Source organism: Streptomyces sp. NPDC059866, assembly GCF_042731325.1.
Classification (GTDB): Bacteria; Actinomycetota; Actinomycetes; order Streptomycetales; family Streptomycetaceae; genus Streptomyces; species Streptomyces flavusporus.
The window spans coordinates 439,044-451,336 of sequence record NZ_JBHWJT010000002.1 but is presented as its reverse complement, the minus strand read 5'-3'; the positions used below and the strand labels follow the sequence as shown (position 1 = coordinate 451,336).

General features: G+C 71.0%; 10 protein-coding genes. 7 read left to right on the top strand and 3 right to left on the bottom strand.

The annotated features are described in order from the left end of the window. Positions 1–105 precede the first annotated feature (105 nt). Positions 106–576: a carboxymuconolactone decarboxylase family protein gene (locus ACFV7R_RS04275; protein WP_210572015.1), complete on the bottom strand. Its 471-nt coding sequence runs from the start codon at positions 574–576 to the stop codon at positions 106–108. A gap of 249 nt (positions 577–825) precedes the next feature. Between ACFV7R_RS04275 and ACFV7R_RS04270 the strand changes: the two genes are divergently transcribed. From ACFV7R_RS04270 to ACFV7R_RS04250, 5 genes are all read left to right on the top strand, one after another. Beyond that, complete coding sequence (locus ACFV7R_RS04270) at positions 826–1,605, top strand: DUF427 domain-containing protein (RefSeq protein ID WP_385259666.1); 780 nt, start codon at positions 826–828, stop codon at positions 1,603–1,605. A 100-nt stretch (positions 1,606–1,705) separates the two neighbouring features. Next, positions 1,706–2,656 carry an alpha/beta hydrolase gene (locus ACFV7R_RS04265; protein ID WP_385259664.1) on the top strand — a complete coding sequence of 317 codons (951 nt, stop codon included), beginning with the start codon at positions 1,706–1,708 and terminating at the stop codon, positions 2,654–2,656. Between the two features lie 90 nt (positions 2,657–2,746). Next, the gene (locus ACFV7R_RS04260) at positions 2,747–3,466 is read left to right on the top strand and encodes an alpha/beta fold hydrolase (RefSeq protein WP_385259662.1); all 720 of its coding nucleotides are present in this window, start codon (positions 2,747–2,749) and stop codon (positions 3,464–3,466) included. A gap of 92 nt (positions 3,467–3,558) precedes the next feature. Next, positions 3,559–3,900 carry a hypothetical protein gene (locus ACFV7R_RS04255; protein WP_385259659.1) on the top strand — a complete coding sequence of 114 codons (342 nt, stop codon included), beginning with the start codon at positions 3,559–3,561 and terminating at the stop codon, positions 3,898–3,900. A 103-nt stretch (positions 3,901–4,003) separates the two neighbouring features. Beyond that, a complete protein-coding gene (locus tag ACFV7R_RS04250; protein WP_385259658.1) occupies positions 4,004–6,775 on the top strand; it encodes an AAA family ATPase in 2,772 nt (923 codons plus the stop codon). Between the two features lie 21 nt (positions 6,776–6,796). Here ACFV7R_RS04250 and ACFV7R_RS04245 read toward each other — a convergent pair whose 3' ends face one another. Beyond that, positions 6,797–7,204, bottom strand: a complete 408-nt coding sequence (locus ACFV7R_RS04245) for an OsmC family protein (protein ID WP_385259656.1) — start codon at positions 7,202–7,204, stop codon at positions 6,797–6,799. Positions 7,205–7,486: 282 nt separating this feature from the next. On the opposite strand from ACFV7R_RS04245, the gene ACFV7R_RS04240 reads away from it, so the two are divergent. After that, positions 7,487–8,272 (top strand): sigma-70 family RNA polymerase sigma factor, encoded by a 786-nt coding sequence (locus tag ACFV7R_RS04240; RefSeq protein ID WP_385259654.1) that lies wholly within the window; start codon positions 7,487–7,489, stop codon positions 8,270–8,272. 279 nt (positions 8,273–8,551) lie between these two features. Further along, on the top strand, positions 8,552–9,295 hold the full coding sequence (locus ACFV7R_RS04235) for an SDR family oxidoreductase (RefSeq protein ID WP_385259653.1): 744 nt from the start codon (positions 8,552–8,554) through the stop codon (positions 9,293–9,295). 24 nt (positions 9,296–9,319) lie between these two features. On the opposite strand, the gene ACFV7R_RS04230 is transcribed toward ACFV7R_RS04235, so the two are convergent. Further along, the gene (locus tag ACFV7R_RS04230; RefSeq protein WP_385259651.1) at positions 9,320–12,061 is read right to left on the bottom strand and encodes an AAA family ATPase; all 2,742 of its coding nucleotides are present in this window, start codon (positions 12,059–12,061) and stop codon (positions 9,320–9,322) included. Positions 12,062–12,293: the final 232 nt, after the last annotated feature.

Genomic DNA, 12,293 nt, shown 5'->3' with positions numbered 1-12,293 from the left:
GGGCATCCGTCGACCGGCTGGGGCGGGCTTGGCCCGTCGCCTGGTCGGTGGTCGGGGCGACCAGGCGACGGACGGTTCGTGTCCGGCCGGGCCGGAGCGGCTGACTCAGCCGAACATGCCGGGCTTGTAGCCGCCGGCCGGCTGCTGGTTGATGACGTTGATGCGGTTGTAGGCGTTGATGACGGCGATCAGCGAGATCAGCGCGGCGAGCTGGTCCTCGTCGTAGTGCTTCGCGGCGTTCGCCCACGCCTCGTCCGACACACCGCCCGAGGCGTCCGCGATGCGCGTGCCCTGCTCGGTCAGCTCCAGCGCGGCGCGCTCGGCGTCCGAGAAGACCGTGGCCTCGCGCCACACGGCCACCAGGTTCAGACGCTGCTGGTCCTCACCTGCCGCGGCGGCGTCCTTGGTGTGCATGTCGGTGCAGAAGCCGCAGCCGTTGATCTGGCTGGCACGGATCTTCACCAGCTCCTGAGTGGTGACCGGGATGGCCGCATGCACTGCCGCTCCGGCCGAGTTGAGGTGCTTCATGACCTTTCCGGCGAGGGCGTTGCCGAAGTAGTTGATACGCGCGTCCACGATGTATCTCCTCAAGTGGGAACAGTGACAGCTCATTGACCGTGAGCCCTCGCGTTTTGTGACAACGCCTCGTTCACAACACCGTGCGAGTGCGCACTGTGTGCGTGGCCCACTTCCGGGGGCACCGTCGGGCGCCGATACCATCGAACGAGTAGATCAGGGCCCGTCGGCCCGAGCCGGCGCCGTCCTCCCGCGCCCACGGACACCGGGCGCGGCGAGTGCCGCACCTCCGAACACAAGGTGAACACCATGGCATCCGAAAGTGTCCTGCACCCGAGTCTCATCGTCCCGATCGGGCACGTCGAGCCCGTTCCCCGCCGGATCCGCGGGATGATCGGCGGCCGGGTCGCCTTCGACACCCGCCGCGCGCTGTACGTCTGGGAGTGGCAGGCATATCCGCAGTTCAGCATTCCGATCGAGGACCTGGTGGAGGGTGTGCTCCACGACGACAAGCACACCGAGCAGCTCGGTGCCGGATCCGCGCACCGTCACACCCTGCACGTCGGCCCGGAAGTCCGTGCGGGGGCGGCGTGGGTCTGGGGGGAGGGTGCCCCGCGAGCCCTGCGCGACACCGTGCGTTTCGAGTGGGAGGCGCTGGACTCCTGGTTCGAGGAGGACGAGCCGGTCTTCGTCCATCCGCGCAGCCCGTACTCCCGTGTGGACGCTCTGCGTTCCAGCAGCTCGGTCCGAGTGGAGCTGGACGGCGTCGTGCTGGCGGAGGCGGCCGACTGCGTGAAGCTGTTCGAGACCGGCCTGCCGACCCGCTACTACCTCGATCGCACGAACATCGACTGGACGCGGCTGCGGCACTCGGACACGGTGACCCGATGCCCCTACAAGGGGACGACGAGCAGCTACTGGTCCTTCGACAGCGACACCGCCTCCCACGAGGACATCGCCTGGACCTACGACTTCCCGACCATCCACGCCAACCGCATCGCCGGGCTCACCGCGTTCTACAACGAGCACGTCGATCTGTATGTCGACGGCACTTTGCTGCCGAGGCCCGTGGACCCCACCCGAACATAAATGTCGTGCCGTTTTCCCGGACGCGTCACACTTTGACTCCCGGCACGGTCTCTTGAGGTGGAAAGCCTTCCAATATCCACCTCTCTCAAGGAGCAAAACCGTGAGTGACATCATCCTCGAGCCCGCGGCGCAGGAATTCGCCGACGCGACCGCCAAGCCGCCGCTGCTGTACGAACTCGGTGTCGAGGGCGCCCGCAAGCTGCTCGACGACGTACAGTCCGGGCCGGTCGAGAAGCTCGACGTGGACGAGAAGTGGATCACCGTACCCGCCCAGGTCGGCGACGTGCGGGTGCGCATCGTCAAGCCCGTCGGCAGCACCGGCGTCCTGCCCGTCATCCTCTACGTGCACGGCGGCGGCTGGATCCTCGGGAACGCCGGCACCCACGACCGCCTGGTGCGCGAACTGGCCGTGGGCGCCGAGGCGGCCGTGGTCTTCGTCGAGTACGACCGCTCCCCGGAGGCCAAGTACCCCGTCGCCATCGAGCAGGCGTACGCCACCGCCCAGTGGATCACCACCAAGGGCACGCAGGAGGGCCTGGACGCCTCCCGGCTGGTCGTCGCCGGTGACTCCGTCGGCGGCAACATGAGCGCCGCCCTCACCCACATGGCCAAGCGGCGCGGCGACGTCACCTTCCTGCACCAGTCGCTGTACTACCCCGTCACCGACGCCGCGCAGGACACCGAGAGCTACCGGGTCTTCGCCCACGGACCGCACCTGACCGCCAAGGCCATGGAGTGGTTCTGGGACGCCTACACCACCGACCCGGCGGAGCGGGACCAGATCACGGCCTCCCCGCTGCGCGCCACCCTGGAGGACCTCCAGGGACTTCCCCCGGCGCATGTCGTCGTCGACGAGAACGACGTGCTGCGCGACGAGGGCGAGGCGTACGCCCGCAAGCTGATCCAGGCCGGCGTGCCGACGACGAGCGTCCGCTACAACGCCAGCCTGCACGACTTCATGATGCTGAACACGGTCCGCGGAACTCAGGCGTCCACCGCGGCGATCGAGCAGGCCATTCACGTCCTGCGCAAGGCCCTCGGCACCGACTGACCCATTCCGCGCGGCAATTCCGCGGGGCTTCCGGCACAGCCGAGCCCGATGACGCGCGCAATTCGCCGGTTGACTGAAAGGCCCACTTCTATGAATGCAATGAAACCCACCGTCGTCCTCGTGCACGGCGCGTTCGCGGACTCGTCGAGCTGGAACGGCGTCGTCGACAAGCTCCAGTCGCACGGCTATCCCGTGGTGGCCGCGAGCAATCCGCTGCGCGGGCTGACCGGGGACAGCGAATACGTCAGGCAACTCCTGGTGTCCATCGCCGGACCCGTCGTCCTGGTCGGCCACTCCTACGGCGGCTCGATCATCAGCAACGCCGCCAAGGGACTCGACCACGTCAGGGCTCTCGTCTTCGTCGCGGCCTTCCTGCCGGAGCAGGGCGAGAGCGCGGCCGACCTGGCCGGCAAGTTCCCGGGCAGCACGCTCGGGGAGTCGCTCCACCCGGTGCCGGTCACGCTCCCCGACGGGAGCCAGGTCGCGGATCTCTACATCGAGAAGAGCAAGTTCCACCAGCAGTTCGCCGCCGACGTCCCCGCGGAGACCGCGGCGATCATGGCGGCCACGCAGCGGCCCGTGGCCGATGCCGCGCTGGCGGAGGGCGCCTCCGCCCCGGCGTGGCGGGACATCCCGTCCTGGGTGCTCATTGCCTCCGAGGACCGGAACATCCCGGCGAGCGCCCAGGCTTTCATGGCCGAGCGCGCGGAGGCCACGGTGGTCGAGGTCGCGGCCTCCCACGCGGTCAGTGTCTCGCGTCCCGGTGAGGTCGCGCGACTGATCAACGAGGCGGCGAAGGCGACCGGTTGAGTGTGCGGTGGGTCGCCGTCCGAGGCCGGCGGCGACCCACCGGCACCACCGCCCGCACTCCGACCGGGCGCCTCCGACACTGGGAGCACATCATGAACACGAGTAAACAGGTTGCTCGTGGGCTGGCCGACCTACAGGCGTACCTGTACCGCGAGGCGCATCTCAGCGCCGCTCGCCGGCGTGTGTCCGCCTTCACCGAGAGGACGGCCGGGCTGACCCACGGGCAGAAGCGGGATATCGAGCAGTGGTATCTCGAGGAGCAGAAGTACGTGGCCCGCATGGTGACCGAGCACATCGCCGACAGCGTCGGCGCGGCCGAGGCGGCGCATCACCTCCGGTTCGGACGCTGGCTGCGCGGGACGATGCTCGCGATGGCCGTGATCAGCCTGGTGATGTTCGTGTGCACGGCGGTCGTCGTGGCATCAGTGGCCTGACCCGCGGATGCGTCACCCGGCCTTCAGGAGAGATACGGGCCGCGAGTGACTGAAACTGATCGGTTGTGCGACGCCGGGGTATGGTGGCGGCCGGGAGGCTGCCATGGCGAGGGACGGAGCACGGACCGAACTCATCGGGCGGCAGGACGAGTGTCAGCTCCTCGAAGGTCTCCTCGCGCAGGTCAGGGCCGGTCAGAGCGGGGTTCTGGTGCTGCGCGGCGAAGCGGGGATCGGGAAGACCGAACTGCTGAACCATCTGCTCGACCGGGCCACCGGATGCCGTGTCGTCCGGGCGGCCGGCGTGCAGTCCGAAATGGAACTCTCCTACGCCGGACTGCACCAGCTCTGCGCCCCGCTGCTGTCCCACCTCGACGGTCTCCCCGAGCCGCAGCGCGACGCACTGCGCACGGCCTTCGGCATGCGGGTCGGCGCCGCTCCCGACCGCTTCCTGGTCGGTCTGGCCACGCTGAGCCTGCTCGCCGCGGCCGTCGGAGACCAGCCACTGCTCTGCGTGGTCGACGACGCCCAGTGGCTGGACCGGGTGTCCGCCCAGACCCTGGAGTTCGTCGCGCGACGGCTGCTCGCCGAACCCGTCCTGCTCGTCCTGGCCGTCCGCGAGTCCGGCTCCCGTGAGGTGCTCGCGGACCTGCCCGAGCTTCCTGTGCGGGGACTGAACGAGCGTGATTCCGGCGAGCTTCTCGACTCGGTCGTCACCGGCCCGCTCGACCCGCGGGTACGGGACCGCATCGTCGCCGAGACGCGCGGCAACCCGCTGGCCCTGCTGGAGCTGCCACGCGGCCTGACCCTCCTGGAGATGGCCGGCGGCTTCGGAGGACTGGAGACCCGCCCCCTGTCCAGCCAGATCGAGGCGGGCTTCCTCCGCCGTATCCGAGCCCTGCCCACGGAGACCCAGCAACTGCTGCTGATGGCGGCCACCGAGTCGGTCGGTGATGTGTCGCTGCTGCGGCACGCCGCCGAGCGCCTGGGCATCGACGTGGAGACCGCCGCGACCGAGGCTGAGGCCGCGGGGCTGATGACACTCGGCACCTGGGTGCGTTTCCGCCATCCACTGGTGCGCTCCGCGGCGTACCGCGCCGTCGGCTTCGAGGAGCGCCGGCGCGTGCACCGAGCGCTGGCCGAGTCGATCGACCCGACGCTCTACCCCGAACGCCGTGTCTGGCACCTGGCGAGCGCCACGACGGGACCGGACGAGGCGGTGGCCGCCGAACTGGAGGAAACCGCCGGGAGGGCGCACGCGCGCGGTGGTGTCGCGGCGGCGGCGGCCTTTCTGCACCGGGCCACCGAACTCACGCCCGATCCCGTGCGCCGCGGAACCAGGGCATTCGCCGCGGCGCGGGCGAAGTACCAGGCAGGCGCCTTCGACACCGCGCGGGAACTGGTCGGCGCGGCGGAACTGAGCCCTTTGGACGGGCTCGGAGCCGGACGGGCGACCCTGCTGCGAGGGCAGATCATGTCCGCGGGCAAGAGCGCCAGCGCCGGACTGCCACTGCTGCTCGAAGCGGCCAAGCGGCTCCAGCCGTACGACTCCGCACTCGCCGGTCAGACGTACCGGGACGCGATCTACGCGGCCCTGACCGCCGGCCGGCTGGCCACGGGCGGGGTCCGCGACGTCGCCGAGGCGGTGCTGGCGACGGCGGAGCACGTCGACAGCGCGAGCCGCGAGGACCGCCTGCTGACCGGCCTCGCACGGGTCATCGTCGAGGGCTACTCCGTGGGCACGCCGATCCTCATGGACGCCGTCGCGGAGTTCCGGTCGGAAAAGCTCTCACGGGAGTACGGCCTGGGATGGCTTCCGCTCGTGTGCCGTACGGCGCACAACATCTGGGACTTCGCCGCCTGGTCCGAGCTGTCGGCGGAGCTGGTCGACCTCGCCCGCGACAACGGAGCGCTCGCCGTGCTGCCCTCGGCGCTCCTGCTGCGCCTGTCGAACCGCGTGTTCGCCGGCGACCTGCGCGGCGCCGCCTCCCTCGTCGTCGAGGCGGACGCGATCGGTGAGGCCATCGGCAGCAGCTTTTTCGCGCACTACGGCGCACTCGTCGTGGAGCCCTTCCGGGGACGGGAGTCGACGACCCGGCACGCGATCGAGACCGTCACCCACGACCGTCTCCTGCGCGGTGAGGGCAAGGTGACGACGGCCACCCAGTGGGCGACCGCGGTCCTGTGCAACGGTCTCGGCCGGTACGACGAGGCATACGTCGCGGCCGAGCGTGGCTGCGAGAACCCGCAGGAACTCGGGCTGTCCCTGCAGTCCCGGGTGGAACTCGTCGAAGCGGCCGTCCGACTGGGCCGTACCGAACGTGCGGCCGAGGCCGTGCGAACCATCGACGAGATGGCGCAGGTCAGTGGTACTCCCTGGGCGCTCGGCACCTCCGCCGCCACGCGGGCCCTGGTGAGCGAGGGGGAGGCCGCCGACGTCCTGCACCGGGAGGCGATCGAGCGGCTGGACACGGCCGAGACCCGGATGGACAGCGCCCGGGCACGACTCCGTTACGGCGAGTGGCTGCGCCTGCAACAGCGGCGGGCGGAGGCCCGTACCCGGCTCAGCGAGGCACACGAGATGCTCAGCGAAGCCGGAGCGGACGCGTTCGCCGAGCGCGCGCGACGGGGGCTGCAGGCCGTCGGCGTCAAGGTGAGCGTCCGCGCCTCTACGGCGTCGGCCGCCCTCACCGCGAAGGAGGTCGAGATCGCGCGGCTGGCCCAGGGAGGCTTCACCAACCCGGAGATCGGCGCCCGGCTGTTCCTCAGCCCGCACACGGTCGAATGGCATTTGCGCAAGGTCTTCGCGAAGTTGGGCATCTCCTCCCGCAAGGAGATCGGCTCGGTGCACCTGGACGCGTTGGCGACCACATCCTGACCGCCGACGTGCCGACGGGGCCTAGACGGGCGACGCGTCCGGTTCCGCCAGCAGAGCGGGTACGGTGACGATCTTCGCCTCCCGGGTCAGCAGCCGGTGAATGGGACAGCGCCCGGCCGCCGCCAGCAACTGCTCCCGCTGAGCCGGGTCCAGGTCGCCGGTCAGCCCGACGTTCTTGACGATGTGCCCCTGCTCTCCGAACCGGACGGCGACGTCGACCCGTTCCAGTGGCCAGCCGTGCCGGTCCGCCATCGCCCGCACCGCCATGGAGGTGCAGGACCCCAGCGCGGCCAGCAGCAGCTCTCCCGGGGTGGGACCCGAGTCGTCGCTCATGGGCTCGGGCTCGTCGGCCGTCAGATGGTGAGGGCCGATCGTGACGGAACGGGTGAGCCGCCCACCTTCGGCGACGGTCACGATGCGCGTGGTCATGGGTCTTCCTCTCGGCCGAGATGCGGGGACCATGGTGTGGCTCATCCCTCTGCCTCAGAGACCGAGCGGTGTACGGGCATGTGACAGGTCGGCCCGGAAAAGATCGAGGCGTCCTGGCCGGTCCCGGACCGCGGCGCGCGACCACGGTCCCACCACGGCCTGACTACGGCACCACCACGCAGCTCCCACGGACCGTCAATGGCGCGGTGCCGGCGCCGCCGCGCGAGGTTGGGACCAGCGGTGTTCCGAAGCCGCTGACCCATCCCGGCGGAGGAGTCGACCGTGGAGACATATCTGTGGGAAGCCAGGCGCACGCCGGTCCGGGGCGGTCGCCCGGCGGCCTCGACCATCGACGACTTGGAGGACGCGGCAGCCGTCTACTGGCGGATCCGACCCTCACTCATCACGATCGCCCATAGCATCCTCGGCAACGCGACCGAGGCCGAGGACGTGCTGCAGGAGGTGTGGCTGCGGCTGCACCGCACGGACCGCCATGCCGTGCACAGCCCGTCGGCGCTGCTCCGGACGATCACCGTCCGGGTGGCGATCAACGTCCTTCACTCGGCCCGCAGACGGCGCGAGTACTGCGCCACCCCCTGGCTTCCGGAACCGCCCGACCCCGACGCCACACCGGAGGCCGTGGCCGAGCGACAGGACGCGGTCGAGGGAGCGGTCGGCCTGCTGCTGGAGACGCTGACACCCCGGCAGCGCGCCGCGTTCGTCCTTCGGGAGGGATTCGGATATCCGTACGATCGAATCGCCGCGCTGCTCGACATCAGCGTCGTCAACGCGCGACAGCAGGTCACCCGTGCCCAGCGGCACCTCCTCGGACACGGCCGGCGGCGCTCGGTGGACGCCGTCACGCACCGCCGCCTCGTGCAGGCGTTCTTCGCGGCCGCCCAGGCAGGTGACATGGCCCGGTTGGAGCAGGTCCTCCTGAACGACGTCGGACGGCCCGAGGGCGCGCCGGTGAGCCGGACTGCGGACGCCTGGCCGACCCGCTCGGGAGTAGGCTCGTCAAGGTCAATGCCCTGTCAATGCCTTTCGCGCGGTGCGGGGTGTGCGTAGTACTCGGACGCGATCGTGAACGCCAGGTCATGAACGATCTGATGGCCGAGGTACGAGGCGGCCGGAGCGTCGTCCTCGTGGTACGCGGGGAAGCCGACAGCTCGGCTCCGCCCTCGCCGACGGGCCACCGACCACATCGGTCCGGGACGACTGAGGGCCCTTTCACGGACTGCCTGGGGCGGACTATCCCGATTCCGTGGCCGCGTGCTGTCACCGACGCGGTGCCTGTCTTGTCTGTAGGACGGAGCTGACAACCAGGTCGATGGAAAGAGGGATCACATGCGGGTGGCCGTGGCCGGAGGTACCGGTCTGGTGGGAAGACACGTCGTCGCGGAGCTGCGAGCCGCCGGACACTCGCCGGTGATCCTCGCCCGTTCGCACGGCGTGGACCTGACCACCGGCGCCGGCCTGGCGGAGAAGCTGGCCGGCAGCGATGCGGTGATCGACGTGGCGAACGTCGTCACCACGCGGAAGAAGGTCGCCGTCGACTTCTTCTCCCGTGCGACTGGCCACCTGATCTCCGCGGCGCGCTCGCACGGAATCGGTCATCTGGTCACCCTGTCGATCGTCGGCAGCGACGAGGTCGACCTCGGCTACTACTTCGGCAAGCGCGTGCAGGAGGAACTGGTCCGCGACGGCGGAGTGCCGTGGACGGTGCTGCGCGCCACCCAGTTCTTCGAGTTCCCCGAGCCCCTGCTGGCCGCGAAATTCCCCGTGGTCATGATGCCGAGAATGCTCACGCAGCCCGTCGCGGCGCAGGACGTCGCGGAGGCCCTCGTCGAGCACGCGGTACGCGGCCCGGCCGGAATGGCACCGCAGATCGCGGGGCCCGACCAACTGGACATGGTGGACATGGCGCGTCGCATCGTGCGCTCCCAGGGCCGGCGCCGCCTCGTCGTGCCGGTGACACTTCCGGGCAAGGTCGGCAGAGCGATGACAACGGGCGGCCTGCTGCCGCGTGGAGAGTACGTCCGGGGGCGCCGGACCTTCGATGCCTATCTCACGTCCCGCGGGGCGTCCTGAGACGCCACGTCCGCGAAGCGCCGCTCACAAGGCCGTTCGCAGCAGCCGCCGGGAAGTGATGCCGAGCTTGGCGTACACCTTCCGCAGATGCCATTCCACGGTGTGCGGGCTCAAAAACAGCTGAGCGCCGATCTCGGAGTTGGTGAGCCCGTCCCGGGCCAGACGTGCGATCTGGGCCTCCTGAGCGGTGAGCGCCGTCGCGGCGGTGCCGTCGCGACGGGCCACCGACTCACCGGTGGCCCGCAATTCACGTGCGGCGCGCTCCGCGAAGGCGCCCGCACCGAACTGCGCGAACAGGGCGTGCGCCCTCCGCAACTGCGCACGGGCGTCAGCGGTGCGGCCCTCGCGCCGCAACCACTCCCCGTACAGCAGATGCGACCGGGCCGTCTCCATGGCGACGCGGGTACGTCCGAGCCGCTCGATCGCCTCCCGGTACAACTCCTCGGCTGCACTGCCCTGACTGAGCAGCGCCCGGGAACGCGCCTGGACGCCCAACGCCCAGTCCGTGGCGGCGGCGTCCGTGATCTGGGTCAGCCGGACCAGCGCTTCCTCCGCCGCGTCGGGGCGGCCGCTGCGCACCCCCGCCTCCACCTGCTCGACCAGTCCCCAGTTGGCCGCGACCAGGTCCTGCGGATGGGCACTCGCCAGCCGGGCGGCCTCCCACGCCTTCTCGTACTTGCCCAGACCGTTGTGGAGCAGGGCTCCTGCCCGGCGTGCGACGGCCACGCCGAGGCCCTCACCTCGCTGGACGGCCTCCTCCATCCTGGCCCCGATCAACGCGGCGGCTTCGCTCGCGTGCCCCTGCCAGGCGGCGAGCGTCATCGTGCCGTACGGCGCGAAGCCGCTGCCGACCGCCTCCTGGACCCGGTCGATCTCCGCGACGAGCAGCGCCGCCGCGTCCAGTTCACCGGCGCATGCGTGGATGACGACCCGTGAGTTGAGCGCGAGCGGCAGCTCGGTCAGCGCGCCGACGGCGCGGGCGGTCCGCACATGGCGTGCGGTCAGCTCCGTCCAGCCCTCGAAGTCCCACATCTCGGCCGCCAGCGTCGAGGCCAGCCACGACCAGCGCAGCACCTTGTCGGGCTCGGTCTCCCGGCGGAACGCGCTCACCGCGGCGCGCGATACGGCGACCGCGTCGCGGAACCCGGCGGTGAAGCGGGTGGCGAGGGCCTCCAGGAGCAGATCGGCGCTGGTCGGCGGTCCCGTGTGCGGCGGGGACGTCTGCTGCGCCGCCGCCGCCACCTCGCGTACGCCCGCGTCGGACGCGAGGCGCCCGGCGAAGATGGCGGCCGACAGGGTGTCCAGGAAGGTTTCGCGAGCCAGCCCGACATCGAGCGGCACCATGCGCCGCGCGGTGACCAGCAGTTGGGGGAGCGCTTCGGTGATGCGACTGGAGGCGAGCGACAGCCGGGCCTCGACGAGGTCCGCGCGGGCGCGATCGAGTCCGTCGAGAACTCCGGCCCGCGCCAGCGCCAGCAGATCGCGAGCCGCGGCGGGCGCGCCGGCCCGGAGCTTCGCCTGAGCCGCGGCGAGGGCACGCTCGGCCTTGCGCCGTGGGTCGGGCGTCAGCACGGCCGCGTGGGCGAGGAACGCGGCCGCCGCCGCCGTGCCGCCCCGGGCCACCGCCCGCCCGGCCGACGACTCCAGTTCGGCGGCGATGGTCTCGTCCGGCCTGACCGTCGCCCGCGCGAGGTGCCAGGCGCGGCGGTCGGGGTCGAGAACGGGGTCGGTCACCTCCGCCAGGGCTCGGTGGACCTCCCGCAGCTCCGCGAGTCCGGCCGACCGGTAGACGGCGGAGCGCAGCAACGGATGCCTGAAACGCACCAGGGCCCCGACTTCGAGCAGCCCCGCCGTCACGGCCGGGCCGGCCGCGTCCGGGCTGATGCCCAGGAGCTCGACGGCGCTTCTGAGCAGCGTCATGTCACCGATCGGCTCGGCGGCCGCGGTCAGCAGCAGTCGCTGCGTCGCGGTCGGCAGCGAGCGCACCCGCGCCAGATAGCTGCGCTCGATCCGGCCGGTCACCCGCCCGGGGCCGGGAGGAGCGGATCCCTCCACCGGTTCCGCGTCGATGCGGCCGTGGGAGAGTTCCAGCAACGCGAGGGGGTTGCCGCGTGCCTCGGCGAGGATGCGGTCGCGGATCCGCTCGTCCATCGGGCCGTCGACCGCCGTGTCCAGCAGCGCGCGGGCGTCGGCGTCATCCAGGCCGTGCAGCGTCAGCTCGGGCAGGCCGGCCAGGTCGTCGTGTCCGCGCTGCTCACGGGAGGCGAAGACCAGAGCCAGCGGTTCGGCGAGCATCCGTCGCGCCACGAAGGCCAGTGTCTGGGCGGAGACCCGGTCGAGCCACTGCGCGTCGTCCACGAGACAGAACAGCGGCTGCCGGGCGGCCACGTCGGTGAGCAGCCCGAGCACGGCCAGACCGACCAGGAACCGGTCCGGAGGCGGCCCCGCGCTCACCCCGAACGCCGTGGCCAGGGCTTCTTGCTGAGGCGGCGGAAGGGAATCGGCGTGCCCGAGGAAGGGAGCGCAGAGCTGATGCAGTCCCGCGAAGGGGAGCTCCATCTCCGACTCGGCGCCCGCCGCACGGGCGACGCGGTGCACCGCGACGCGTGCCGCGAGGTGATCCAGGAGAACGGACTTCCCGATTCCGGCGTCACCGCGCAGGACCAGGACCGCGCTGCGTCCGGCCTCCACCTCGGAGACCAGCTCTTCGAGCGCTCCGTACTCGCGGCGCCGACCACGCAGTCGCTCCGCACCGCCCCCGTTCACGCCCGCCCCCCCCGCACGCGGCGAGCATAACAACACCGCTGGCTGCTGAGGCCGTTGCGACCAGGGGCGGGCGGCCTCCCGCACGCTTCACGGCAGCCGGACCGGACCGACGGGTTCCGGGCGGGTTGTCACAGATTGGGGAGCTATCTCGTCAAATAGGTAAAAGTTCAACTATCGGGTCGATCAATCCGAAATCCCGGCACCGGGATCAACCGGCCCGGCGTCGGAGGCG

Excerpts from the sequence above, each read along its gene's own strand:
- ACFV7R_RS04250 (WP_385259658.1), top strand. The coding sequence starts at position 4,004 with ATGGCGAGGGACGGAGCACGGACCGAACTCATCGGGCGGCAGGACGAG.
- ACFV7R_RS04235 (WP_385259653.1), top strand. The coding sequence starts at position 8,552 with ATGCGGGTGGCCGTGGCCGGAGGTACCGGTCTGGTGGGAAGACACGTC.
- ACFV7R_RS04270 (WP_385259666.1), top strand. The coding sequence starts at position 826 with ATGGCATCCGAAAGTGTCCTGCACCCGAGTCTCATCGTCCCGATCGGG.
- ACFV7R_RS04255 (WP_385259659.1), top strand. The coding sequence starts at position 3,559 with ATGAACACGAGTAAACAGGTTGCTCGTGGGCTGGCCGACCTACAGGCG.
- ACFV7R_RS04260 (WP_385259662.1), top strand. The coding sequence starts at position 2,747 with ATGAATGCAATGAAACCCACCGTCGTCCTCGTGCACGGCGCGTTCGCG.
- ACFV7R_RS04245 (WP_385259656.1), bottom strand. The coding sequence starts at position 7,204 with ATGACCACGCGCATCGTGACCGTCGCCGAAGGTGGGCGGCTCACCCGT.